We start from the raw sequence: 26,455 nt of genomic DNA, 5'->3' as shown, positions 1-26,455 counted from the left end.
TGAAACCCCTTAGAGAACCTTCTGGGCAAGAATAAATTCAGCCAAGCGCAAGCCGGCTTCGCCGTCGTCCGTAATGACGTTGCCGCCCACGCGAGCTGGGCGTTCCTCAGAAGCAACCACTACAGTGCGGGAACCGGCCGTGCCCACCTCATCGGCGCTCACGCCGAGATCGGCGAGGGTCAGCGTCTCAACGGTTTTACGCTTCGCGGCCATGATGCCCTTGAAGTTCGGGTAGCGGGGCTCGTTCGCCTGGTCCGTCACCGAGAGCACCGCGGGAAGGTCTGCTTCAAGCACGTAGGACACTGCGTCAGAATCGCGAGTGATGCGAAGGGTCGAACCTTCGAGCTCCACGCTGTTCGCGAAGGACAACAACGGCACGCTCAGACGCTCAGCCAATTGAGCGGGGACCAACGAGGTCTCGGCGTCCGTGGAAGACAAACCGGTGATGACAACGTCGAACGGGCCAGCCTTCTCAATCGCTGCCGCGAGCACGCGGGAGGTCGCCAACGCGTCCGAGCCAGCAATCGCAGGATCGCTCACGTGAATGCCTTCGTCGGCACCCATCTGCAGAGCCTTCTTGACCGCGTTAACGGCTTGCTCCGGGCCTACGGTAAGAGCCACTACCGTGCTGCCTGCAGCGCTTGATTCTTTGAGCTGCAACGCTGCTTCAACCGCGTATTCGTCCAGTTCCGACAGAATGCTTTCGGTGCGCACCATGCGGTGCTCGGCCGAATCGATGTGCCGGTCAAACTGTGCATCGGGAACGTACTTGACGAGCGCAAGAACACGCACGGGATTGGGTGAACCCATGATGGCCTCTCGATAGTGGGCGGGAAAATAAACCTTCTTTCAATGCTAGTGGGTGCTTCGCAGGCCACCGTCTGATCTAGCTCAGGGTGAAAGGAACCCCACACCGAAAAGTCGATGCGGGGTTCCTCAGAAGGTTGTGCTGTGGGGTGAGCCGAGCTCGCTTAGTTGGCTTCGGTCACTTGCTCAAACGTGACGTCTACCGTCTGCTCTTGGCCGTTACGTTCGAAGGTGACCTTCGCGGTGTCACCCTTGGCGAACTCGCGCACCGCAGCGGTCAAGGACTCGGAATCGCTGACCACGCGCTCACCGATTCCCACAATGACATCGCCCGACTGCAGGCCGGCCTTCTCAGCAGCAGAGCCGCTCGAGACCTCGGCAACTTCGGCGCCGACGCTGAACGAAGTGTTGCTTTCGTTTACGACCGAGGCCTTCGCTTGAACGGTCACGCCCAGGAGCGCGTGCGTTGCTTCGCCGTTATCGATGATTTCCTGGGCCACACGCTGCGCGTAATCCACCGGGATCGAGAATCCAACGCCGATGTTGCCGGTGTCACCCGTGGAGGCGGAGCTGGAGCTCGAAGAAGCAATAGCCACGTTGATGCCAATCAGCTTTCCGTTGACATCCACCAGCGCGCCGCCGGAGTTACCCTGGTTGATCGCCGCATCCGTCTGGATCACGTTCAAGTAGATGGAACCCTGCGAGCTAGTGCTCTGCTGTGGGACGCCCGGGATGTTGAAGTTGAACTGGTCGCTGCCGTCCTCTTGAGTGGACGTATCAGCGGACTCTTCCGGCACTGCCGAGGACTGGACCGAGATGGTGCGGTTCAGGGTGGACACGATGCCGTCGGTGACGGTTCCGCTCAATCCCAGCGGCGCACCAATGGCGATCGCCGTGTCACCGACGTTGAGCTCGGACGAGTCACCAATTTCAACTGGCGTCAGGTTTTCGGCATCGATCTTGATCACGGCAAGATCAGAGAGCGGATCCGTGCCCACTACCGTCGCTGAGTACACCTGACCGTCGGACAACTGAACCGTTACTTGCGGATCGGACACCTCACCGCCGAGCGTGACCACGTGCGTATTGGTGAGAATGTGTCCTTCTTTATCCAAAATGACGCCTGAGCCTGAGCCCGAAGTAGAACCGCTCGAAACCTCAATGGTGACAACGCTCGGGCTCGCCTTAGCGGCTGCCGCGGTCACTGCGGTGACGTTCTCAGGATTATTGATGACGACGGCGCTATCTGCGGTCCCCGAGGACACTTGCGACGAAGAAGAGGTCAGCAAGGAATTACCGGTCAGTGCGTTGACTCCTACGACCGCGCCGCCGCCCACCACGCCACCGAGCAACCCTGCTAGAACCATGCCGCCAACGAGCGACTTTGCCGTAAAACGCTTTGCAGAACGGTTGTTCTCCGCGGCAGCGTCGCTGACCAGAAGCGCTTCCGCCGACTGGTCACCGTTCTCAGTGCTGTATGCCTGGGAATACGGTGACTGAGAATTCTGTGGGGCCTGAGGCACTCCGTACTGACCGTAACGAGGCTGCACGGGAATAGGTGAGGTCCGCGGATCTCCCTGCTCAGACTCGTGGGCTGTAGGAATAGCCTCGGTGTGCTGAGCGTCGTCTTGCAAACCAGCCTGATGGCTCTGACCTGGCGCACGGTTTGGCACCTCTGGGATGCTGGAACCGCTTGCGTTACGAGGAGTTGAGTCATTCATGGCTCGGACCTTTCAAAAAGTTTTCTGTGAACATCTGCAAGCAACTTTGCCATTGCTCACTGTGCCGTTCTCATGTGACTCCTGAGTGTTTTCTGAGTGTTACATGGGGGTGCTCTGTAGTTCGCTCTAGGCGCATGTGTTGCGGTGGACTCAGGAGTTTTTCAAAACATAGACTCTAATAAGACTTGCTCGTTGAGATTTGTCAACGCAGTCGGAACTACCGCACAACGAAGGGTTCCACATGCTTTCGAAGGTCTCCCGCGCCGCGGGGGTTGCTAGCGTCCTGCTCATTGCCGGTGCCTTGACAGCGCCTGCAGCTTTTGCCGAGTCCCCCGTTACCATCCCACCGGGCGAGTTTTTGGTGGACTCCGCAAACGTCTTGAGCTCTGCCGAAGAGTCTGAGGTCAATGCTGCAATCGAGAAGATGCAGGATGAGACTGGCCAGAACCTCTTCGTCATCTTCGTGGATAAGTTCACGTCCCCGACGGATGCGAAGACCTGGGTAGCAGAGGTCGCCAGCAACAAGAGCATGGGAACCTCGGATACGGTTTTCGCGGTTGCCGTTGATTCTCGTGTTGCACGATTGGTGTCTAATTCTTCGTCGAAGTTCGCTTCCGTTGATCAGGCCGTCTACCGAGACTTCGTTACGCCTGAACTCAGCGACTTGAACTGGGTAGATGCCGCAGTGGCCGCTACCGAAGGCTACATCGAGGCAGATCAGAGCGGTTCCACCACCTCGAGCGGCGGAACTTCTTCCTCTTCCGGTTCCTCTTCTGGCGGTAGCTCCGCCGTGCCGTGGATTATTGGCGCGGGAGGTGTCGGTGTCATTGCCGCCGTCATGTACGCACGCCGCAAGAAGGTGCCAAACGCTCAAACTCAGCAAGGACCTCTGCCCGGCCAAGACGGCAAGCCTGTTGATCCGCTCTCCACGTTCTCTGTTGAAGAGTTGCGCACCAAGGCTGGCAGCCTTCTGATTGCCGCCGATGATGCCATCCGTTCCAGCGAACAAGAGCTCGGATTTGCTGAAGCCTCCTACGGCAAGGATGCCGTAAAGGTTTTCGCTGAGGACATCGCCAGTGCCAAGGAGCACATGAACGAGTCCTTCAAGCTCCAGCAGCAGCTCGATGACCACATTCCTGACACGGAAGAGCAGCAGCGCACGTGGCTTGGCGACATCATCCGCCGTTGCGAAGCTGTCAACGAGTCCCTTGAAGAACACCGTGCGGACTTCCAGGCTCTGCGCCAGTTGGAGGACAAAGCTCCGGAAGCCATCTCGGTACTGAAGGCCGAGGCGCCGTCGTACCGCCAACGACTCGCGACCGCAGAATCCTCGCTCTCCGCGCTGGCACAGAAGTACGCTCCTACTGCCCTTCAGCAGGTTCAGGACAACGTAGCCCAGGCCAAGGAACGCTTGGACTTCGTGGATAACGCTGCTGAGACCGCGGAGCGCAAGATTTCAGAAGGAAGCAAGAGCGAAGCCGCGCTTGCTGTCCGAGCGGGCGAAGAAGGCCTACACCAGGCTGGCGTTCTCTTGGACGCCATCGAGCGCACTGGCGCCGATCTGGACAAGGCGCAGCAGGATGTGGAAGTTGCCATCTCCTCAACCGCCCAAGACTTGGCTCAGGCGAAGGCTCTTGTTTCGAGTGGCCAGAACCCTGAGCTTGCTGGCCCCGTGACCCGCGTTGAACAAGCGTTGGCGCGGGTCAAGCAGCAGTTCGCCAGCGGTAAGACGGATCCGAACGCCATTTTGGACACCATTGAGCGCGCGCACGCCGAGCTCGACGGGCCGCTGACCTCCATCCGTGATCAACGTGAACAAGCCGCTCGCGCGTCGTCGCAGGTACAGACGGCCATCCGTCAGGCGCAAGCCAAGATCGCCGGTACCGAGGACTTTATCCAGGCTCGCCGCGGCGCGGTGGGTTCCACGGCTCGTACGCGTATCGCCGAGGCGAAGCGCAACCTCGAAGAAGCTATGCGTCTAGCCGGCTCTGACCCAGTGCAGGCTCTCACCTACGCGCAGCAGGCTAGCTATCTTGCCGAGCAGGCTGCCCGTGATGCTGAAAACGACGTCAACCACTTTGACGACGGCGGCTATGGTGGCGGCGGCTTCGGCGGACGACGCGGCGGCGGCGGACCTTTTGGTTCTAACGGTTTGGGTGGCGCCATCCTTGGCGGCATCTTGATTGATTCAATTCTCCGTGGCGGTACCGGTGGAGGACACTCCTCCGGTGGCGACTCCTTCGGCGGTGGCGGCTTTGGCGGCTTCGGCGGAGGCGGGGGCTTCGGCGGTTTCGGCGGAGGCGGAGGATTCGGCGGCGATGGTGGAGGCGGAAGCTTCTAGCCGGGCCAGACCCCCAAGACGGCCCAACCGCTCCGCGGCCTCGGCCAGCATTCATCCAAGGAAACCCCACTGAAAGGTGACACCGTGGTTAAGCAGTCAATTTTTGGACGTATCACCCAGCTAGCACGAGCCAACATCAACGCCATTCTTGATCAGGCTGAGGATCCACAGAAGATGCTGGATCAGATGGTTCGCGATTACACGAACAACATTGCCGAAGCTGAGACTGCAGTTGCTCAGACCATCGGTAACCTGCGCATGACCCAGGCTGACTACAAAGAAGACGTTGAGTCGGCCAAGGAGTGGGGCAACAAGGCACTCGCCGCGTCCAAAAAGGCAGACGAGTACCGCACCGCCGGCGATGCAGCTAACGCCGACAAGTTCGACAACCTCGCGAAGGTGGCTCTTCAGCGCCAGATGCAGTCCGAGCGCGAAGCTAAGGCTGCCGAGCCCACCATTCAGTCTCAGGAAGAGATTGTTGAGAAGCTCAAGTCTGGCTTGAACGCCATGAAGGGCAAGCGCCAGGAACTCGTTTCCAAGCGCGACGAACTGGTGGCTCGCCAGAAGTCTGCCGATGCGCAGACCAAGGTTCACGACGCCATCAAAAGCATCGACATCTTGGACCCAAGCAGCGAAGTCAGCCGTTTCGAGGAGAAGATCCGTCGCGAAGAGGCTCGCGTCCTCGGCGCTCAGGAACTTGCAGCATCCAGCTTGGACGCTCAGTTCAACTCCCTCGAGGACTTGGGCGAGCAGACCGAGATCGAAGCACGCTTGGCCGCGCTGAAGTCCGGTGGCAAGCCTGCTCCTGCAGCCATCGAGGCGGATTCTGACGACTCCCCTGTTGACTACAGCCTCAACGCTGAAGCACCAACCAAGCAGAACACCTACGAGTAAACCTCAAGGGATTCCGGCCGTTGACGGAAATTAGCTAGGTCAAGCGGCGGGTTCAGAGTTTTCTGGGCTCGCCGCTTTTCTTCTGCCCGCTAGCCACTTTGGAGACAAAAAAGAAGAACGGTCTGGATGAATAAACATCCAAACCGTTCTTTTTCGTTGCGGGGATAGGATTTGAACCTATGACCTCCGGGTTATGAGCCCGGCGAGCTACCGAACTGCTCCACCCCGCGGCGACTTGTTTAACTATACCGGTATCGAAGAGTCGTTTCAAATCGGGAGGGCCTTTTGCGGTGCACATCACAAATAGCCTCTGAGTAGCCCCTTTAAACGGAGAAGGCCACCGGACTAATGTGTCCGGTGGCCTTCCCTCAGATACGTCGTGCTACCTACGGTTGGCTAGAGCTTTCCGCGGCTGCACTCTCACTTGCCGGAGCCGATTCGGTGGAGGCAGCGTCTGAGGACTCTGCAGCACCAGATTCGGTGGCGGCTTCACCGGTGATCTCTTCATCGGCAGCAATGGCGCGAGACAAAGCAGACTGCAGCTTCGTCTGCTCTTCGCCGTACTTCGCGAAGTCGCCTTCAGCGAGCGCTTCCTGACCGGCCTTGATGGCAGCGTCTGCATCCGCAAGCGCCTGCTTGAGGCGAGTTTGGGCATCTACTTCAGCAGGCGGCGTCGTACCACCATCGCCACCGGAAGAAGTGCCATCCTCCTCCGTCACCACAGCGCCGGAGGAACCTTCGAACAAGTCGTCCAAAGCTTCAGACAACGTGTCGGCGAAGCCAACTCGGTCACCGAAGGACACTAGGACCTTACGAAGGGTCGGGTAGGACGTCTGGCCCGTGGATTGCACGTAGACCGGCTGGACGTACAAGATGCCGCCACCCACAGGGAGCGAAAGCAAGTTACCGTTCAGAACGGTCGATGCACCCGTACGGAGCAGGTTCAGCTCTCGAGACACCGTGGTGTTGGAGTCAAAGTTCTGCTGCGCCTGACCGGGACCAGGGACTGAAGTGGAACGCGGAAGTTCCAGCAACCTCAAGGTTCCATAGCCTTCGGACTTGACGCCTGCCTCCCCTGTTCCCGCGTCAGCTTCAGCGGACAAGAATCCGTACAGCACGTTGCGCTGTGCGCCGCTGGCTGCAGAGGCTGGGATGAAGGTGGACGTCAGGGAGAAAGTTTCCTCTTCCTGATCCGGCATGCGCAAGGACAAGTAGTACGGAGGCTGCTTGACGCTAGCTTCGGTCACCGTGGGATCATTCGGGACGGACCATGCATCGTTGGACTCGTAGAAGTCCTCGGGGTTGGTCACATGGTACAGGCTCAGGAGCTCGCGCTGAACCTTGAACTGATCCTCGGGGTAACGCACGTGAGCCATCAGCTCTGCACTCATCTCAGAGAACGGCTTGATGGAGGTCGGGAAGACCTTCTGCCATGCCTGAAGAATCGGCTCGTCCGGCTCCCAAGCGTAGAGCTCCACAGAACCGTCGTAGGCATCAACCGTTGCCTTGACGGAGTTACGCAAGTAGTTGACCTGACCGCTCAAAGCCGCGGTGGTCTGCTGACCAGTCAGTGAGTCCGTGACCGCCGAATCGAGACGCTGCGACTGTGAGTACGGGTACTCATTGCTGGTGGTGTAGGCGTCAACGATCCACTTGACGCGGCCGTCAATGATGGCCGGGTAAGCGTTGGAATCCACGGTCAAGTACGGGGCAACCTTTTCAACGCGCTCGCGAGGTGTGCGGTCGTACAAGATCTGCGATTCCGAGTTCACATCGCCCGAAAGCAAGAGGTCCGTGGAACCGAACTTGATGGAGTACACCAAGCGGTTGAAGAAGTTACCGACGCTTGGTCCGCCGTCGCCTTGGAAGGTGGTTTTCGCATCGCCGGCACCGTCGGACTGATCCTGTGGGCGGTCCAGTTCGCGTGGGTCCCAGTTCTCGGTTGGTCCACCCACTACTGAGTAGCTAGGTGAGGATTCACCGAAGTAGATGCGAGGTTCGTAGGTTGAGTCATCGCCCAGAACACCCGTGGATGGAATGCCCTCGAGCATGAAGGACGGGCGGCCACCGTTAGCAACCTTCGCACCGTACGCTGCCACCACGCCGTAGCCGTGGGTGTAGGTGATGTGCTGGTTGACCCAGGAGTCGTTCGGGTCAACGCTGACTTCGCGCACCGCGATCACCGTGTCCTGCATGCTTCCGTCAACCTCGTAGCGGTCAACGTTCAGCGTGCTGGCGAAGCTGTAGTACGGGCGGAACTGCTGCAATTGGGAGAACGCGTCAGAGACCAGGTTGGGGTCTAGCAAACGGATGTTCGTGGTGGTCGCAGAGTCTTTCGCGAGAGCGTTTTGCTTGGTATCAACTTCAGCGCGGTACGGCTGCATCTGGACGTCGGTGAGCCCGTAGGCGTCGCGCGTCATGTTGATGTTCCGCTCGATGTACTCCTTTTCAAGAGTCTTCTCGGAGGGCTGCACGTTGTATTCCTGCACCACGTACGGGTAGAGACCGCCGGCAACGATTGCCGTGACGACCATCATCGCTGCACCGATCAACGGCAACTTCCAGCGGCCCAGGACGGCGCCCACAATGAACAGAAGCGCAACAATGATCGCGGCAATCGCCAAGATGGTCTTGGTGGGGATGACAGCGTTGACATCCGTGTAGAGGGCACCAGCCACGCGGCCTGACTGGTTCGTCAGCGTCGCGTAACGGTCCAGGAAGAAGGTGACACCTTGAAGGATCAAGAACAGCGCCGCGGCGATTCCCACGTGTACTTGCACGGCGCGGGAGAATTTGATGCCGCCGCGTTCCTCGATACGAATTCCACCATAGAGGTAGTGGGTCAGAATGCCCGCGATTCCGGCGATCAGCACTACGGAAATCAGGTAGCCCACCAAGAGAGAGATGACAGGCAACGTGTTGATGTAGAAGCTGAGGTCAAGCCCGAATTCCGGGTCAGTCTTACCGAACTCCACCTGGTTCAGGAAGAGCAGCACTTCTTTCCACTGCGAAGAAAGCGCGGTAGCGGAGAAGACTCCGAGTGCAATGGGGATACCCACCATCATGAGACGGCGCACGGGTTCCAGCTGTCGCTGGTAGCGGTACAGGCTGTCCGTGGTGGTGTCCGGCGCGTAGACCGGTCGGTGCTTGTAAGCCGAACGAAGGCTGAACCAGACTGGGACGGCCATGAGCACAAAGCCGACCAAGAAGATCAGCGCTCGTGTGATGATCTCCGTCCACAGCACTTCTTCAAAGCCCAGCTGGGTGTACCAGAGGATGTCTGAATAGAAGTTCGCGAAGAACACGAACCCCGCCACCAAAATGGCCACCACAATAATGGTGATCAGTAAGGGCGACGGCTTACCAGGCGTTGCCCCTCCTACCGGACTCGATGTTCTCTCCGGACCGCCGGGGCCGCCAGGGCCTCCGGGGGCTGGGAAATCTGTTCCAAAACTCACAAGTTACCTCAACAAGGTCGAAAATACGGCCACCCCCACCTCACTGTGGAAAGGGGATACTTCCATTCTGCCTTGTTGCAGGGTGCGCTTGGCTAATCATTCCGCTAAGAGGTTCATATCGATACCAATTTGAAACTCTGTTTGGCTCAATAAATACGACGACGAAGCTCACCTTGCGCTGTTTCGTTACGGAGCTGAACTGGTGACGAACGTGCGCGGGTTAGCTCGCAGTGCATTGCGGCAACGAGGAGGTGTCTTCTCCGGCGCCGATGGTTTTCACTGCGTCGATGGCCTCATCCAGTGTGGACACCTTGATGACCTGAAGTCCGTCGGGAATGCGTCCCAGCACGTCTGCGCAGTTGTCCGCTGGGGCCAGGAAATACTCTGCACCGGAGTCCTGGGCACCCACGAGCTTCTGGGCAATTCCTCCGATTGCTCCCACCTGACCGCCGGCATCAATGGTTCCGGTTCCGGCAATGTGCTTGCCTCCGGTGATACTTCCGGGGGTCAGCTTGTCGTAAATACCCAGCGCGAACATCATGCCGGCGCTTGGTCCACCCACGTTGTCGAGCGCAAAATCAACCGACAGCGGGAACGTGTAGCTGGTGCCCAAATAGATTCCCATCACGCGCCCGTTTTCCGGAGACACTTCGGTCTTGATGGGGACCTTTACTTCGGAGCCGTCGCGGCGAACCGTGAGTTCGCTGTCCTCGTCGCCTCTATCCTGAATTTCTTGGCGGAATTGCTCGGTACCAGTGACGGGAACGCCGTTGATCGCAACCAGGATGTCCCCTTCTTCTACTGAGCCCTTGTTCAGGTCCGTGGCAAAGCCAGCAACCTTGATCTCTTGTTCAAAGGAAATATCCAGTGCCGAGAGCGCTGCGGCTATGGAATCTTGTTGCGAGTCGGTCATCGCCAACTCGTTCTCTTCATTTACCTCATCCTGCGAGGTGCCTCGTGGGTAGACGTAGTCCTCCGGCTGAATGTCGTACTGCGGATTCGCCCAGGCGTTGATGACTTCAGCCGTTGTTGCTTGGCGGTCAGTTCCACCGGCAACGTACACGGTGGTCATGTCCAGATTGCCTTCAGCGGGGTAGGTTTCGTGACCTGAAATCGTGAAGAGGTCTTTGCCCTCGTATTGGCCAATGGTGTTGAGCGCTGGGCCAGGCGATTCGATGACATACGGCGAAGGCAAGATGAGCGCAATGGCGCCGATGACAATGGGGACGGTCAGTGACAACGATTTGAGGTTCCGACGATTTCCTCGCGGAGCGCCGCTAGCGGCTGCGTTGCTGGTCTCACCCATAGGTGCTGACCATCCTGGGAGATTCTTGTTCGCTCTTGGCAAGGTTTTCCTTAGAATTGGGCTCGCTTCTAGGGTACTGCCAGTCCGGGCGGGTACCGTTGACACATGGCAGAATTCCCCCCAAACAACAACCCGAATGATCCTGACGACAATGACCCGATGCAGGAAATGTTCAAGCGCATGTTTGGGGGTCAGTTACCACCTGGCTTTGATCCTTCCGCGCTTGGCATGACGCCTGGTCAGGGAGCAGATCCTGTTCAGATGCAAGCTATCTTCCGGCAGCTCCAAGGTCTCTTCGGAGCCATGGCATCTGGCGAAACCGGTCCAGTGAACTGGACGCTGGCTCAGCAATCCGCACGCGAGGCCACAGCGGGTCAGGATCCATCGCTCACCACTAATGCGAAAGCTGCCGTGGAGAATGCCACCAAGTTGGCCGATCTCTGGCTGTCTCAAGCAACTTCGTTCGGTCCTGTGATCCAAGCTCCTCAAGCGCTCACGCGTTCCGAGTGGGTTGATAAGACCATGGCGTCGTGGAAGCGACTCACCGAACCCGTTGCCATCTCGGTATCCCAGGCAATGACTGCTGCAATGCAGGCCCAGGTGCCCGAAGAAATGCGCGCCATGATGGGCGGCGCTCAGGGCATGATGCAGTCGTTGGGCGGCGCGCTCTTTGGCTCCCAGCTCGGTGCTGCCGTAGGCGCGTTGGCACAAGAAGTGTTGGGTTCCACGGACATCGGTCTTCCGCTGTCCGGTGATCGTCCAGCCTTGTTGCCGGTCAACATCACGGGTTTCGGCGAAGGACTCGATCTCCCAGAGAACGAGATTCTGCTCTTTGTAGCGCTTCGGGAACTGGCTCACATGCGCTTGTACCACGCAGTTCCGTGGCTCAAGGATCACGTGATCGGGGCCATCGAGGACTACGCTCGCGGCATCACTATTGATACCTCCCACTTGGATGAAGCGCTTCGAGGATTCGACCCTTCACGCCCTGAAACCATGCAAGATGTCTTCAACGAAGGTCTCTTCACTCCGCAACGTAGCCCCGCTCAAGAGGCTGCGCTCGCCAAGTTGGAGACCGTGCTTGCCCTGATTGAAGGATGGGTTGACGAAGTTGTTGCTGACGCGGCAGTGAATCTTCCATCTGCCGGAGCACTTCGCGAGACCATGCGTCGCCGTCGAGCATCCGGCGGTCCTGCCGAGCAGGCCTTTGCGTCAATCGTGGGACTCGAGCTTCGCCCTCGGCGTTTGCGCGAGGCCTCCCAGTTCTGGGCTCATCTAAAGCAAGAGCGTGGACTTGAGGGCCGCGACGCAGCATGGGATGCAGAAGATCTCATGCCAACCGGCGAGGATCTCGACGATCCAGCAGGCTTCACCTCGCGTCGAGCCCTCGTCAACGCGAGCGACGAAGACTTGGACGCCGCTTTGGATCGCTTGCTCTCTGGCGGTTACGAAGAGCAGACGGAGTCCGGCGATGACTCCCCGTCTAGCGATTCAGGAGATGCGCCTGATTCCGGCGACGAGCCAACCGATCCTCAGGACAAGCCGCAGGGCTAAGGTCGAGATTCAGAGAACCCGCTAACTAGCGACAATCAATAAGGGTGGCCCAGCACATCTCGTGTCGGGCCACCCTTATTGCGTCACGAGCTTTCTCCTAAAGTTCAAAAGGAGCTCTCCTCAGCTTTCTAGCTTTCGCCGTCACCCCGCCGAGTTAGGCGCCGTCGTCATCATCATCGCCGAGGAAATCGTCGTCGAAAATACCCGGCGCCTCCTCAAGTGTTGCCCCGTGGTAATGACCTGAGTTCTGCGCTTGCCACTCGGCGAAGGCTTTTCCATGGCTAAATCCCTGAAGGAAGATATCCGCTTCATCCATTCGGGGGTAACTGGCAATTCGCGCCTTGAAAGCTGCACCGTGACCGTCGGGCGCCACCAGGTGTGAGAGTTCGTGGACAAGGACTGCGTCAATGACCCAGTCCGGCATAGCCATGAGTCGATGCGAAAGATTTATGGACTGCTTGCTATAGGTCGCCGAACCCCAGCGACGGTTTTGGTTTGTCACCCACCGAACGCTCTGCGGATTGGCCTTCCCACCCATATACAAAGCGTTCAACCGAAGGGCTCGGTCCATGAGGTCGTCCTTGCCCTTTTCCCCGTATTTCAGTTCACGTTTTTGAAGTACTCGCGCGGAGAGTTTCAGGGCAACGTCCCGTGTTGCCTCAAAGCTCATGAAGGACGGAGTACGCACTTCAACGTAGTTGGACACCCATCGGGCTTGCGACGAGCGCGTTCGCCGCGGTGACTTGATGATCTTGATGCGCACACCTGTGGCGGTGGTCATCCATGAGATCTCTTCTTTTGAGCTCACAATCTCTCCTGTGGAAAACGGCTGATAGTCAACGATTCGATGGAATCATAAATTTTGTTGGCATTTGATGGAATTTAATGAATTGGGGATAACGTGCGCATCAACCCGGGTTTAAGAATCGTTGATCTGCAAGATGGCTACCTGAGGATCGGCACCGATGACTTCTCGGTGTCATTCTCTGGTCTTACTCCACGAGAACGAGAGTTCATTCATTCTCTCAGCCACCCCGGACAAGGGGCCGGTTATGACGGCCGGGACATCCCCGAAGCGCGTCGCGCGTGGATACTTGGACGGCTCAAAGAAGTGTCGGTACCGTCTCCTCGCTACCGCATCTCTGGCACACTCAACGACGTCCTGAGCCCAGAAATCACCCGCGCTTCGGCGACCTACAGAACGCATGCGGGACCGCTGATCCAACGACGCCACGAATCTCATGTGCACCTCTTCGGGCTGGACCGCTGTTCGGTGCAACTGGCCATCACGCTGGCAAACGCAGGGGTGGGACATCTGCACCTGTACGACCTTGCCGATGTTGATCTGACCGATCTGGGCGGAGCATTGCTCACCATTGCAGATCTGGGTCTCCCCCGCGCCATTCAAGTAGCCAAACAGCTCAAGCGGCTCCATCATCGACTCGACGTGACGGTGCACCGGCAGATCTCGATCTCCCCCGCGGACGGTTCTCTTGTCAACGGGCGTTCCTCCACAGACTCGAGGCCTGTCGTTTCCGTGGCAATGGGAAGAGATAGCCTCCAGCCTGCCGTCCGCGAAGCACTCACGACCTCGGCGCACGCCTACACGCAAGTCATCTTCAGTGACTCGGCGGCCACGCTCGGACCCATGGTTCTGAGCGGCATTCCGGGCTGTTTCGATTGTCTCGATCACAAGATCCCTCCCCTTACGGACGCCGATCACGACGCTTCCACTCAGTTCCCACTGCCACCGGGCGTCTTAATTCCCGATGCTGCGAGCGCCAGCGTCATGGCAGGTCTGGCTGCTCAACAAATCCTGATGGTGCTGGACGGACAGCTGCTTCCTGCGACCGTGGGTGCGCTGATGACGTTTCAGTTGGAGACTGGAGCGACTGTCACCAGGTCCATTCCGGACAACATCCTGTGCGCGTGCCACAGCTCAGCCGCCTAGTCCCGAACGCTACTCGGCGACGTGCTCTTTGAGGATGCCCAACACTTGCTCACCAAAACGCTCCAGTTTGGATTCACCCACACCCGAGATTCGAGAGAGCGCTTCCATGGTCTCCGGGCTGTCCTCGGCGATAGCCATCAACGTGGCATCAGTAAACACCACATAGGCCGGAACTTCGGCGGCGCGTGAGGTCTCTAGACGCCAGGCTTTCAACGCATCGAGCAGAGCTTCGTCGTAGGACGCCGGGCAATCCAGGCATCGCTTGAGTTTGCGCTCAGCCGGGGTGTCCAGAACCTTGCCACACGTACGGCAACGGACGGGACCACGAGCCTTGGCCCGCGGAGCCGAACGGGACAGCGAGGCTGAACCTGCGGCGTCGTCTTCTCGCCTCATCCGGGCCTTCTGCGGACGCAAGCCATCAAGGAATCGGGACGGCGTGCGGTGAGCGCGTCCGCCCGGGGTGCGTGCAAGGGACCAGCTCAAGTGCAGGAAATCTCGGGCTCGGGTGATGCCCACGTAAAGCAGTCGCCGTTCTTCGTCGTAACCGGCTTGGTCTTTCGCGAAGGAGATCGGCAAGAGGCCTTCGCTCAGTCCGGCTAAGAACACGGCGCCCCACTCGAGGCCCTTGGCGGAGTGAAGGCTCGCCACGGTGACGCCTTCAACCTGGGGTGCGTGCTGGGTGGCTGCTCGCGCTTCCATTTCCGCCACGAACTGACCCAAGGATGCTGCGGGGCCCTCCGTGGTTGCGTCCCCTAGCTCTTCGGACAAGGTGACCAAGGCGGAGAGGGACTCCCAGCGCTCGCGGGTTGCTCCACCAGATTCCGGCGCTTGGGCCGAGTAGCCGATGCTCATGAGCAGCTCGGCAACCGTGCCGGAGGCCGGCTCACCGGATCGAGTCTTTGCCGCCGCGCGAAGCAGCATCATGGCCTCACGGATCTCGTTGCGCTGGAAGAACCGTTCGCCACCACGCAACTGGTAGCTCAACCCTGCAGCGGAGAGGGCGCGCTCGTAGGCTTCAGTTTGGCCGTTGGTACGCAAGAGGATCGCGATGTCTCGGGCACTGGTGCCGTGATCCACCAGATCCTTGATGCGTGCGGCGATGCTTGAGGCCTCGGCTTCATCATCCGGGAATTCTTTGAACTCCACGGTCCTGCCGCTCTCGCGCTGAGATACCAAGTGCAGCGGTTGCGGCCAGCGCACGTCGGCGTCAGGCATGTTGCGTTCAATACGCCGCGACTCCAACAGTTTGTTGGCCAGCTGAACCACTTGAGGAGTGGAACGGTAGTCGCGAATCAGGCGAACCACTTTGGCGTCCGGGTAGGTCTTGGAGAACTCCAGCAAGTGACGAGGCGTCGCGCCCGTGAAGGAGTAGATGGTCTGGCTAGCATCGCCCACAACGCACAGCTCGTTGCGATCGCCGACCCAGAGTTTGAGGAGCCGCTCCTGAAGCGGCGAAACGTCCTGGTACTCGTCCACGGTGAAGTGGCGGTACTGGCGGTGAATCTCCCCCAAGATCCGCGGATCCTCTTCAAGGATGGCCACCGTCAGCAGGAGAACGTCTTCGAAGTCGATCAGCACTCGATCCTTCTTGACGTCCTCATACGCAGAGAAGAGCCGGGCCACCGTTTGCGGTTCCAAATCCCCCACTCGAGCACGACCCTCAGCAGCCTTCACATAGCTGTCCGCTGTGAGCATCGAAACTTTGGCCCACTCAATTTCAGAAGCGAGGTCTCGGATCAATGCCCGGTCCGCGCTCAAGCGCAATCGGCGCACGGCTTCAGCGATGTGTGGCGCCTTGTGGTCCACCAATTGAGGAATAGAGCCACCCACGGCCTGCGGCCAGAAGTACTGGAGCTGACGCAACGCGGCGGAGTGGAAGGTGCGCGCTTGAACCAGCGGCGCCCCCAACTCTCGCAATCGTGTGCGCATCTCTCCAGCTGCTCGCGCCGTAAACGTCACGGCCAACAGTTGCTGCTGAACGTACACTCCTGAATGCACGCCCAGGGCAATGCGGTGCGTGATGGCACGGGTCTTACCGGTACCCGCACCCGCGAGGACGCACATGGGCCCGGACAGGTTGCTAGCGACTTCGCGCTGTTCTTCGTCAAGGCCGGCGAGGATTCGTTCCTCAGACATTTCTAGAGAGATGCTCAACTACTTCTTCTTCAGCAAGGAATGGGTGACTGCAGGGATTCTAGTTTTCCAGAACCTTCGGCTCCGGAACGGGCCCGCCGTACCAATCATCTATAAGCGCACGCGCAATGGAGACCGATGAAGGAATTCCCATTCCTCCCTCTTCCACAGCACGTGCCAGTTCTTCACGGCTGAACCACTTCACGCTCAGGATCTCTTCGCCGTCCGCTTTCACCTCTTGCGAGGTGGCTTTCGCAGTGAAGCCCAACATCAAAGACGCGGGGAAAGGCCACGGCTGTGATCCCTTGTAGGTGACATCCGTGACCCACACACCGGCTTCTTCATGGATTTCTCGGACCACGGCAGCTTCGAGTGACTCTCCCGGCTCCACGAAACCTGCAAGAACCGAGTATCGCGTTCCGCCCCAGGCGGCGTTTGCCCCCAAGAGAATTCGATCCTCGTGATCGGTGATGGCCACAATCACGGCGGGGTCCGTACGCGGGAAGTGCTGAGACTGATCCTGCGTGCACTCGCGCACCCACCCGCTCTGCGTGACTACGGTCTTCGCACCGCATCGTGGACAAAAAGCGTGCTTCTCATGCCAGTTCGCAATGGCCACGGCCTCAACGAACGTTCCCGAGTCCACTGGGCTCAGCGTTGCCGCAACATCTCGAAGCCCCAGCCACTGCAGAGATTCCCCAGCCGGAACGGGACCGCCGCCGGCAATGAATTCGCCCAAGCGCTCCACGCTTTCATCCGGCCTGGCAACGGCCAGCACCACATGGCTCTGCGCGGTTCGACCCAAGTACACCACCAGGCGTGGTTCCGCGCCTTCTTGAGCGGCGTCGTCGTACTGCAAAGAATCAGCACCCGCGAACTGCAAGGCACCGTGGCGCACTGGAGCGTTGCCGCCGTGCAGCCACAGCACTCGCGTGGCCGGATCCGTCAAAAGGGTTGGTAGGAACTCGGCATCGGCGCGCTGTTCGCACGCGCGGTCCAAGCCGGTTCGTGAAAGGGGCAAGCGGTCAGTGAATTTTTCCGTCACCCCTCTACCGTACCCACCCTTCCTGACACTTACATCGCCCACAAGAACACTGTGAGTAACTGCGACTCGCCCGCAAGCGCGCAACGGGAGCGCTAGAAAACGTCTACGGTGGAATGTGTGAAACGGACAGCTATGGAACTTGCGGCCCTTGCGACTGCCGCCGTGCCCGGCCTCACTCCCGCTGGCGTGGCCTCGATCCCAGATGAGCCCGAGGATTTTGACTCGGCCATGATCGTCGACGACGCCAACCAGCGTTGGCGTGTGCGTGCTCCTCGGCACGAAGAAGCCTCCATGCGGCTCGAACGAGAGCTCACCGTACTCCACGCATTTTCACCTGCTGTGCGCGCGGAATTGCCGTTTTTGATTCCGTCTGTGGTGGGAACTATCCGCCAGGGTGCCTTGCGAACGTTTGTGTACAACCACGTGCAAGGCACGCATTATGACCTCGATGGCATGGCGATTCTTGGCGAATCCACTGCCATTCAGTTGGGTCGCGCGCTTGCCGCGGTCCACGGTTTGCCGGATGACGTTGCCGAACGTGGCGACTTCCCCTCATACTCTGCGGAAGAATTTCGCCAGCGCCGGCTCAACGAGCTTGATCAGGCTGCGATGACCGGGAAGATTCCCGTCACGCTGTTGCGCCGTTGGGAGCACGCTCTCGAAGACGTCAATCTTTGGCGGTTCAACCCCACGTTGGTTCACGGTGATCTGCATGAGGAGAGCTTCCTCATCAACGATTCCCGTGTGGTGGCTATTTCAGGGTGGACGGATGTTCATGTAGGCGACCCGGCCGATGATTTCGCGTGGTTGCAGGCGTGCCAGGACTCCGCGTTTGTTACGAGCGTTATGGACGCCTACGTTGCCGAACGCGGCGAACATGCCGACCCACACTTGTCCCGTCGTGCCGCCCTTGCCGCTGAGTTTGCGCTGGCGCAGTGGCTCTCTCGATCAATTGCTTCCGGCGACGAGGAATCCATCACCGAGGCCCAGCACATGCTGGAGGATTTGGATAAGGACATCCGCGAGTTCGGCGGTCAGCCGATCAGCGTGATTGAGCAGCCTCAGATGCCAGCTCACTCCCCTACGGTTTCCGTTCTTGAGGACGACGACGCAGCTTCCGTCAGCGACGAGACTTCGTCTATCGCTGTGGTCCCCGTAGGTGACGCCGACGTTGCGGCTGACGAGGAAGACTCTGAGTCCGTGGCTGAGTCTGAGCCTGAGTCTGAGCCTGAGTCTGAGGACGATTCCGAAGAGTCCCCGGTGACGATTTCGAACGAGGATTCTTCCGAGATCAGCGTTGAGGAAGACGAGGCTGACCCGGAAGCTTCCGAGCCAGCCAACGCCAAGGATTCAGACCAGCGCTAGTTCGTCGACGCCGACCTGTAGGTGTCGATCAGCGCTTCGAGTTCAGCTTCGGAATGGAACTCCGTAAAACGTAACGTCTGGCCGTGGTTCACGTAATAGAACGCCGCGCTGACCTTTTCCGGGTCTACTCCGCGACTGCGTGCGAACGCTAGCCGGTACATGGACAGCTGAACCTTCTTGTTTTCCCGGTCCTGGCCGGATGGGACGTGGCCGGTTTTCCAGTCCACGATCTCAAAGGTGTCTCCGTGTTTGAACACGGCGTCGATGCGCCCTCGAACGGGTACTCCTGCGACCAGCTGATCGAAGGGGACTTCCACTTCCTCAGCTTGTTTCGAGGACCATTCGGAGGCCCGGAACTTGTCTTTGAGTACTTCGAGCTGCTGCAAGGATTCCTCGTCCGAGGCTGGCATGACATCTTCGAGGTCCAAGAGCACAGGCGTTTTGTAGAACCGCTCCACCCACTCGTGGAAGAGGTTGCCCAAGTGCGCTTCCTTTGATGGACGCGAGGGCACGGGCCGCAAGTATTGACGTTGAGCGGCTTCGGCATTGGAGGCCGCTTCCACGAGCATCGACGGGCTCAAGTGCTTTGGTACACCCACCGAGTGAATTGCGCGAGAACCCGAAAGTTCCATGCGTCGGGTCAACACGGCGAGGGTCTCCTGAAGAAGGTCCTTGCCAAGATCTGATTGCATCAAGCTTGAAGGATCCGATCCCGGCTGAGTTCTCAGCGTCTCCCACGGCTCGAAGCCATCGCGAACTAGACGGGCGAGTGTGGTCAGCGCAGGCCGACGTGAGTTCAGCGGCTCTTTGACGATCGGCACTTCAAGCTGCGGTCCCCTTTCCGTCACCGTAGGCCCGGCAAGCGGGTCGAAAGGCCAGGCGGCCGCGCTTTCACGTCCCGCTTCAGGGTTGTCTGCTGGGATTTCGTCTTCTTCGAGCCACTCCAGCACGCGTACTGAGGTTGCGTCCGAGCTTTCTTTCAGGGTGTTGTCGCTCAGTTCCTTCACTTCTAAGAGGAATGGAGAGGGTTCGTGTGGTTTGACGGCCGCACCGTAGTAGGCGGCGGCAGTGCATAACAACAAGTCCTTTGCCCGAGTTAGGGCCACGTAGGCGAGGCGCCGCTCCTCGTTCTCTCGATGCTCTTTCTCATCCTCCGCGTACGCCTTCTCTGCTTCAACAACTTCTTTGAGTGTCTCTCCGTCCGTTCGCCATTGCGGGAGGGACCTGTGGTCACCGCGAAGCTCCCACGGCAAGGCGGAAGAACCCACCGTCCACCGCGATGAATTCGACATCGACGGGAATTTCTTAGCCGTCATGGACGGGACAGCCACAACATCCCATTCGAGTCCCTTCGACGAGTGAACGGTAAGGATCTGAATGGTGCCCGGCTTCGGTTCGTCCGGAGCCAGATCCAGTCCGTTTTCATGTTCCGCGGCAGCGTCCACCCAGTCCAGGAACTCTTGAAGACGCGGGCGATCTGCAGCACGCACAAATTCGTCCACCACATCAAAGAACGCATCAAGCTGCTTCCGCGCCGAGTGGTGGTTGACCCCTGGTTTGGCATCCAACTCGATATCGAGATTGGTGGTGCGCTCAACGAGTCGCACCAGATCTCCCAGATCATCGTGCGCGTGGCGCCGCAGGCTCTTGAGCTCAGCAGATAAAGTCTGGAGTCGTTCCCGAGCGACGGCAGACAGCGTTCTGCCGCTACGGCTACTCACCCAATCGGTGCGCGGAAGCTCCTCAATGGCCTCAATCAGCGAAGCCGACTCCAGCAATTCCGTTGCAAAAAGTGGTGTGTCCGCATCATCCGCTACCGCTTGACGCGGGCTGCGTCGTCGTTCAAGCTCTCTGGACCAATCATTCAACGCAATCAGATCCGCGGCACCCAAACGCCATCGCGCGCCCGCAAGCAAGCGCCACAAGTGATCAGGGCGATGAGGATTAGAGATGATCTGAAGCGTGCTGACAATGACACCGACCTCTGGGGCATCCAACAACCCACCCAATCCGGTGGTCTCGTAGGGCAGCCCACGTTCGTCCAACGCATCGGCAATGGCAGCGAAGCCCGCCTTGGTGCGGCTCAAAACCGCCGCAGACTTCAACGGCTCTTTTCCTTCAAGCCCAGGCCTGAGCTCGAGATCCAGTTGCTCGGCGATCAGCCGCGCTTCGGCGACTTCGGTTTCAACGAACGCAATGTGCACTCGCCCTTCCGTTGCTGCCGGGCTTTCGGTGAGCTTCTTGAGTGGAACACTGCGGCCGTCCGCCATCGAGGCGGTCAACAGTGGTGCTGCCACCTGATTTGCTGCGCTCAAGACCGTACGGGAATTGCGCCATGCTGTGGTGAGGTAGGCGACCTTTGCTCGCTCGCGATTACCGTCTGGTTGTACCAGCGGGAACTGAAGCGGGAACTCGTTGAGCTGGCCAGCAGAAGCGCCGCGGAATCCGTAGATGGACTGGTTCGGGTCACCCACAGCGGTTACGGGATGACCGTCGCCGAAGATCTTCGAGAACAACACCATCTGCGCGTGTGAGGTGTCTTGGAATTCGTCCAGGAGCACCACTTTGAAGCGGTCACGCTCGGTCTGACGGGCAACGGGGACCCTCTCAGCAATATCTGCCGCAATGGCTATCAAGTCACCGAAGTCCAGGAAGTCGTGTTCGTGCTTGTACCGTTGGTAGGCGCCCACGAGCTCGGCGACAATTTCCCGCTCAAGCAGCTTGCCGAGAAGCTTCGTGTCAGCTGCGATTCTCTTTTTTCGTCCGAGGGGAAGCGCTTCTAGCTGCAAGCGAAGTGATTTCAAGTAGTCTCGAGCCTGCTCCTGAGAAACCTGATGCTCCGCGAGCTCCCCGGAAAACTTCAGCACGGCCTGGGTCAGGGTGCTGGCATTCGAGTTCTCGACGCTTTCGAGATTGCCCGAATAATTGCGAACAATCCTGTGCGCGATTTGCCACGCTTCGGCCTCGCCCAGAAGCCGCGCGTCCGGTTCAACCCCGAGTCGCAGACCGTAGTCCTTGACCAGATCGCCAGCGTACGAGTGGTAGGTGGAGATGCTGGGCGGAACTGGGGTGTCCTCCATCGGACCGATCCCAGCACGTCGAAGCATGTCCAATTGTGCGTTGATGCGTGCCGTGAGCTCGCCCGCGGCTTTACGGGTAAAGGTCACGCCAAGAATCTCTTCCGGTTTGGCGAAGCCATTGGCAACGATCCACACCACGCGGTCAGCCATGGTCGCAGTCTTTCCGGAACCCGCGCCGGCCACCACCAAGAGCGGTTCGAGCGGACTCTCAATGATCCGCGCCTGATCTTCCGTAGGGAAAATCTGTTTGCCGCGGTACTGATTCAACACGGCGGCGAGCTCGTGAGGCGAGTATTTCACTGATGCTTCGTTGACGAGTGGTTGGTTGTTCATGGTTGCGTCACTTGCCTTCCGCTCGCACACAATGGGCACATCAAGCCCACTCGGCAATTTCCGTTTTCTCCCTTGGGGTGGATTGACTCGAACTGCGAGTCCCCCATCAATTCGGCAGCCTTGAGCACCAGATCTTTGGCCCAGTTGTCCCCCGGGTCAATTCCGGGCTGATCGCGTTCGCTGGGGCTGACCCCCGTTACACCCACATACACGAGCTTTGCACCAGCTGTCTGCTGCCCAACGCTCGGAATTGCGCCTTCAACAATCGCGGCTTGATAGGTGGCCATCTGAGGATTCTCCACGGCATCACCATTGGCGATTGCAGAGCCTCCCGTCTTCAGATCCACGACGAGCGGAAGGCCGTCCTCTCCCACCTCGAGACGGTCAATTGACCCACTGACTATAGCAGTGCGTGACCTGTGCTCGGCCTCAAGTCGTGCCTCAAAACGAAGTTCTCGATGCTCCACTGTCCGCTTTTCCCTGATGGACTTGGAGAAGTACTGAGCGAGGAGATCGATGATGTGCTCGGCCCGGACTCGCAGGCTGTGGGAGATCCAAGAATCGTCAAGTCCTAACGTGTGCCACCGCTGTTCCAAGGCTTCCAGAAGGACATCACGAGGCGCGTCGGGATACTCTTCGGCAATAGCGTGAACCAGGCTTCCGAGGGCGCTCGCGGCGATCTCACGAATCTCTTCACCACCCGAGGCTGAAACAAACCAGGCAAGCGGACTCTTCAGCGCCATTTCCACTTTGGAAGGCGAAACGCCTACGGGCTCGTCGAGAGGCGTCACCGGCTGGTCGGAAGAGAGCTCGAGCAATCCCCACCACTCGTTGGGGTCCGCTCCGCGCACCGGTGGCGCGGCAGACGCCAGCAGGGACAGGACAAGTCCCAAATCGTGAACCAAAGACACCGAGCGAGGGTCGGTACCGGATGGGTCAGCTTCGAGGGCCTCCTCGGCTGTTCGGCGGAGGTACCCCACCATGCCGGGCAGGGTTCGAGGACGCTTTACAGGGGTGATTGGCCGGGCTGACTCTGGATCCGTCCAGGGGTCAACGAAGTCCAGGAAGGATGACGGCGCGGATTCTTCGCTACTCACGCCTATGCATAGAAGTTCTTTGCGCGCCCGACTGCAAGCCACGGCGAAGAGCCTGAGCTCATCTGCGCGCACGGCGTTCAACAGAGTCGAGTAGGTCCTCTGCCCCAGAATTTCGGTTCCGTAGTCTGCAACATCAGCGATGGCGTCAGCACCGAGGAGCGCTCCGCGCAAGCGCGTATTGGGCCACATGCCCTCTTGAAGACCCACCACGATGACAAGGTCCCATTCCCGTCCGGCGGCGTTTGCTGGCGTAAGAACTTCCACGCCAGGCGCTATGTGCGATGGCCGCGCGAGGGTATCCATAGGCACGTCTTGATCCAGCAAGAACTCTGCGAACTGGCGCGCGCTGGCACCCGGGTTCTGAGAGCTGAAGCGTTCCGCGGCTTGGGTCAGAGACATGACAGCGTCGAGGTCTGCATTTGCGCGGTCGATGTCCTCAGCAGAAACGCCCTGTTTCTCGCCCGCAAGCACGCGTTCTTGCCATTCATCCGCTAAACGCGCGGCCTCCCAGATGGCCCAGAGGACGGTCTGCGGTGTGGCTCCTGGCTTAGCTTGTTCGGCTAGTCCGGCGCGCGCCATGCTGAGCACCCGCAAGATGCCACGAGACCTGTTGCCCGCAAGCTTCCACATCTCTTCGTCGCCGGGCTCACCGAAAACCTGCTCTTCGAAGTAAGCGGCGAGAAGTTCCGTGGAACCTCGCAACCCGTTCCCGGCGCGTTCACGGTTGAGCAGTCCGCGGCGGATTCTGCGCACGTCCATCACGGTGGCTTCGCCGTAGCGTGAAGCCAGCAAGGACTCAATCAATGCCACGCGATCCTCGAGACCTTGACGGCGCACCACGTCCATGACGCCGTCCTCATCCCCCAGCGTTAGCAGAGGTGTGGGGGCTAGCATCATGAGATCCAGCAGCGGACGCACGGCCGGCGCATCCTTGAGTGGGATCTCAGACGGCGGCACCGCTACCGGAATTCCCTGAATGCTCAGATGACGCGAGAGCGTCCGCAACCGTTGCCCGTGGCGTGCGATCACCACCATGCGATCCCAGGGCAGCCCCTCGTCAACGAAGGCTTCAAGGAGTCTGTTGGCCACCATTCGCTCTTCATGAAGCGGCGTATCAACGAGGGCTACCTTCGCGATGCCATCTTCTTGACCTTCCCGCAGGGCTTGACGACCTCGACCACCCACGGCCACGGGAATCGACTGCGCCATACGCTCCCATGCCGCGGCAATCGATCGAGGCAAGCGGAAGGAGCCTTCAAGCTCGCTAGTCTCGGCTCCGCGAACGCTGCCGCCGAAGATCTCATCAAAGCGGGACAGCATGTCTGGGCGCGCACCGCGGAAGCCTTGGACCGCGGATTCGGGGCTGGCAAACATGACGACCCGTGGCGCCGGATCTGAACCGGCCAGAACGTTCAGCAGTTCCCACTGTGACGGGGTCATCTCTTGAGCATCGTCCACCATGATGAGGTCTAGGCCTGCTCGCTCGTCGGCCAAGAATTCGGGCCGTCCGTCCAAGATAAACGCGGCCGCCGAGATGAGTTCTGCGGGGTCGTAAGCGTTCTCGTTGGAGATCCCCAAGAGTTCCAGGTATTCGCGGTACACGGAGGCGGTGGAGATCCAGTCGGGACGGCCTACCGCACGGCCCATGTCGCCGAGCGCTTCGGGGGCTAGTCCGCGCTCAGAGAGACGGTCAAACACTTCGCGCAGCTCAGCTCGGAATCCGCGTGTCTGCACAGCCTCGGCGAGATCGGCTGGCCACTTTGGGTCGCGTCCAATGCCGCGCGCGTGCCCCTCGAGGATGTGCCCAATGAGGCGATCCTGTTCGGCTCCGGTGAGGAGTCGTTCACGGGAGCCGAAGGCGTTTTCATCAAAGTAGTTGCGTTCGCGACGGATGACGTCGAACGAATAGGACTGCCACGAACGTACGGGCGTCTCGGCGAATTGCGCGCTTCCTTGCGCGCTCAGTAGGTCGCGAATCGAACCGGCAGAAAGTCGTGATGGTGTCAGAATCAGCAAGCGTGACGGATCCATCCCTGCACTCAAGGACGAGCTCGCAAGCCCGAGCAGCGTCGTCGTCTTCCCAGATCCCGGTGCCCCGAGAACTAAGCGGTGCGCTGTATCTTCTTGCATTTTCTCCCCGCCGTTGACCCATCGTTTCTGAATTCCATTCAATCAGCACCCGCTGACACTTAGAACGTCACGGCCTGCTCGATCGCGTCAAAGTCCTCATCTAACGGTTGCCAACGTGCCGTCGCTATGCGCACTGCCGCCTCGCCGTCCCCAGTTTCACGCACAGGCGTCTGCTCGGAAACCCATGACGGATGTGCAAGCGCGGCAAGATCCGCCGGAAGCGTGCCGTTCGATCGCACCACCCGCCACCACGGCAACTGACCGTCGCTCGTGGACATGATCTTCGCTACTTGCCGCGGCCCTCCCCGGAGTTGAGGCCATTCGCTGAGAATTTCCGCGATATCCCCATAGGACAGCACGGTTCCCGCCGGAATCAGGCGCACCAGTGCGTAAACGGCGGCCCGGTAATTTTCTTGCACGCTTAGACATTACGACGACGCAGCTCGGTTTCCAGCGTCGCTTTCGTGGGGAGGTTATCCCCACAGCGGGCGGTGGCATTCTGAAAAACGTGCAGGCTTCGATAACTTGGAGCCATGAACAACTGGCATGAACTTCCCCGAGCAGCATTTGACCTCGAGACCACGGGGCGCGATCCACACGCCGCACGAATCGTCACGGCGTCGATTCTGGTGGTCAACGCGAAGGCGGAGATCCTGCAGCATCGCGAATGGCTCGTGAATCCGGGCGTCCGCATCCCTGAGGAAGCCAGTGACATTCACGGTGTCACCACGGAGATCGCCGAGCGGGACGGTATGGATCCACGCCAAGCGGTCACCGAAATTTCGGAGTTCTTGGACGCGCTCTTCCAGACCATGCCGGTGATGGTCTTCAACGCCCCCTACGACTTCACGGTCCTGCGCCAAGAGGCCGAGCGCTACGGGGTGGCCCAAATTGATCCGCGACCCGTGATTGATCCGTTCATCATCGACAAGCAAGTGGATAAGTACCGCCGCGGCAAGCGCACGCTGGTAGCGATTTCCGAGTTCTATCAGGTTCCGTTGATCAACGCCCACACTTCAGTTGCTGACGCGGCCGCGACCATCGCCGTGGCGGATCGCCTCGCGGAGAAGTATCCGAAAGAGCTCCAGATCGATCCCCTGCTGTTGCACTCAAACCAAATTGAATGGTCCGCTGATCAGGCTGCGAGCTTCCAGGAGTACTTGCGCCGCCGCGATCCATCTGCCGTCGTTGACGGTGAATGGCCGCTCAAGCAACAGCACTAGAACATTCTTGGCGTGAC

The 26,455-nt window shown here is 59.4% G+C and carries 16 protein-coding genes and 1 tRNA gene; 6 read left to right on the top strand and 11 right to left on the bottom strand.

The features are described 5' to 3' along the window. Positions 1 to 9 precede the first annotated feature (9 nt). Both HD598_RS11815 and HD598_RS11810 read right to left on the bottom strand, forming a co-directional pair. Entirely contained in the window at positions 10 to 810 is an 801-nt protein-coding gene (locus HD598_RS11815) for an electron transfer flavoprotein subunit beta/FixA family protein (protein WP_183666109.1), read from the bottom strand. A gap of 161 nt (positions 811 to 971) precedes the next feature. After that, a complete protein-coding gene (locus HD598_RS11810) occupies positions 972 to 2,528 on the bottom strand; it encodes a S1C family serine protease (protein ID WP_183666107.1) in 1,557 nt (518 codons plus the stop codon). Positions 2,529 to 2,769: 241 nt separating this feature from the next. On the opposite strand from HD598_RS11810, the gene HD598_RS11805 reads away from it, so the two are divergent. Next, positions 2,770 to 4,869 carry a TPM domain-containing protein gene (locus tag HD598_RS11805; RefSeq protein ID WP_183666105.1) on the top strand — a complete coding sequence of 700 codons (2,100 nt, stop codon included), beginning with the start codon at positions 2,770 to 2,772 and terminating at the stop codon, positions 4,867 to 4,869. A gap of 84 nt (positions 4,870 to 4,953) precedes the next feature. Further along, on the top strand, positions 4,954 to 5,763 hold the full coding sequence (locus HD598_RS11800) for a PspA/IM30 family protein (protein ID WP_071895070.1): 810 nt from the start codon (positions 4,954 to 4,956) through the stop codon (positions 5,761 to 5,763). Positions 5,764 to 5,919: 156 nt separating this feature from the next. Here HD598_RS11800 and HD598_RS11795 read toward each other — a convergent pair. The 3 genes from HD598_RS11795 to HD598_RS11785 form a co-directional block, all read right to left on the bottom strand. Further along, positions 5,920 to 5,993, bottom strand: a tRNA-Met gene (locus tag HD598_RS11795). A gap of 156 nt (positions 5,994 to 6,149) precedes the next feature. Beyond that, on the bottom strand, positions 6,150 to 9,221 hold the full coding sequence (locus HD598_RS11790) for a UPF0182 family membrane protein (protein ID WP_183666103.1): 3,072 nt from the start codon (positions 9,219 to 9,221) through the stop codon (positions 6,150 to 6,152). Between the two features lie 220 nt (positions 9,222 to 9,441). Further along, a complete protein-coding gene (locus HD598_RS11785) occupies positions 9,442 to 10,527 on the bottom strand; it encodes a YlbL family protein (RefSeq protein ID WP_183666101.1) in 1,086 nt (361 codons plus the stop codon). 105 nt (positions 10,528 to 10,632) lie between these two features. On the opposite strand from HD598_RS11785, the gene HD598_RS11780 reads away from it, so the two are divergent. After that, positions 10,633 to 12,081 carry a zinc-dependent metalloprotease gene (locus HD598_RS11780; RefSeq protein WP_183666099.1) on the top strand — a complete coding sequence of 483 codons (1,449 nt, stop codon included), beginning with the start codon at positions 10,633 to 10,635 and terminating at the stop codon, positions 12,079 to 12,081. Positions 12,082 to 12,235: 154 nt separating this feature from the next. On the opposite strand, the gene HD598_RS13790 is transcribed toward HD598_RS11780, so the two are convergent. Further along, the gene (locus tag HD598_RS13790) at positions 12,236 to 12,889 is read right to left on the bottom strand and encodes a SprT-like domain-containing protein (RefSeq protein WP_183666097.1); all 654 of its coding nucleotides are present in this window, start codon (positions 12,887 to 12,889) and stop codon (positions 12,236 to 12,238) included. A gap of 93 nt (positions 12,890 to 12,982) precedes the next feature. On the opposite strand from HD598_RS13790, the gene HD598_RS11770 reads away from it, so the two are divergent. Further along, the gene (locus HD598_RS11770; RefSeq protein ID WP_183666095.1) at positions 12,983 to 14,032 is read left to right on the top strand and encodes a ThiF family adenylyltransferase; all 1,050 of its coding nucleotides are present in this window, start codon (positions 12,983 to 12,985) and stop codon (positions 14,030 to 14,032) included. Between the two features lie 9 nt (positions 14,033 to 14,041). Here the strand turns inward: HD598_RS11770 and HD598_RS11765 are convergent, their stop codons facing one another. Next, a complete protein-coding gene (locus HD598_RS11765) occupies positions 14,042 to 16,168 on the bottom strand; it encodes a UvrD-helicase domain-containing protein (RefSeq protein WP_183666854.1) in 2,127 nt (708 codons plus the stop codon). A 58-nt stretch (positions 16,169 to 16,226) separates the two neighbouring features. Further along, positions 16,227 to 17,210 (bottom strand): NAD(+) diphosphatase, encoded by a 984-nt coding sequence (nudC, locus tag HD598_RS11760; RefSeq protein ID WP_071893073.1) that lies wholly within the window; start codon positions 17,208 to 17,210, stop codon positions 16,227 to 16,229. A 117-nt stretch (positions 17,211 to 17,327) separates the two neighbouring features. Between nudC and HD598_RS11755 the strand changes: the two genes are divergently transcribed. Next, a complete protein-coding gene (locus tag HD598_RS11755; RefSeq protein ID WP_183666093.1) occupies positions 17,328 to 18,575 on the top strand; it encodes a macrolide 2'-phosphotransferase in 1,248 nt (415 codons plus the stop codon). Here the strand turns inward: HD598_RS11755 and HD598_RS11750 are convergent. From HD598_RS11750 to HD598_RS11740, 3 genes are read right to left on the bottom strand one after another with little or no spacing between them, the layout of a single operon-like run. After that, complete coding sequence (locus tag HD598_RS11750) at positions 18,572 to 21,988, bottom strand: ATP-dependent helicase (RefSeq protein WP_183666091.1); 3,417 nt, start codon at positions 21,986 to 21,988, stop codon at positions 18,572 to 18,574. The two genes, HD598_RS11755 and HD598_RS11750, sit on opposite strands and share 4 nt — an antisense overlap. Then, positions 21,985 to 25,215 (bottom strand): ATP-dependent DNA helicase, encoded by a 3,231-nt coding sequence (locus tag HD598_RS11745; protein ID WP_183666089.1) that lies wholly within the window; start codon positions 25,213 to 25,215, stop codon positions 21,985 to 21,987. The genes HD598_RS11750 and HD598_RS11745 overlap by 4 nt, the downstream gene beginning before the upstream one ends. Positions 25,216 to 25,274: 59 nt before the next feature. Then, a complete protein-coding gene (locus HD598_RS11740) occupies positions 25,275 to 25,634 on the bottom strand; it encodes an MGMT family protein (protein WP_183666087.1) in 360 nt (119 codons plus the stop codon). Between the two features lie 114 nt (positions 25,635 to 25,748). Here HD598_RS11740 and HD598_RS11735 point away from each other — a divergent pair, with 114 nt between their 5' ends. Continuing rightward, entirely contained in the window at positions 25,749 to 26,438 is a 690-nt protein-coding gene (locus HD598_RS11735; protein WP_183666085.1) for a 3'-5' exonuclease, read from the top strand. The last annotated feature ends 17 nt before the right edge of the window (positions 26,439 to 26,455 follow it).

The organism is Neomicrococcus aestuarii, assembly GCF_014201135.1.
Classification (GTDB): Bacteria; Actinomycetota; Actinomycetes; order Actinomycetales; family Micrococcaceae; genus Neomicrococcus; species Neomicrococcus aestuarii.
Note: the sequence above shows the minus strand (reverse complement) of the source record. Positions and strands in the feature narration are given on the sequence as shown.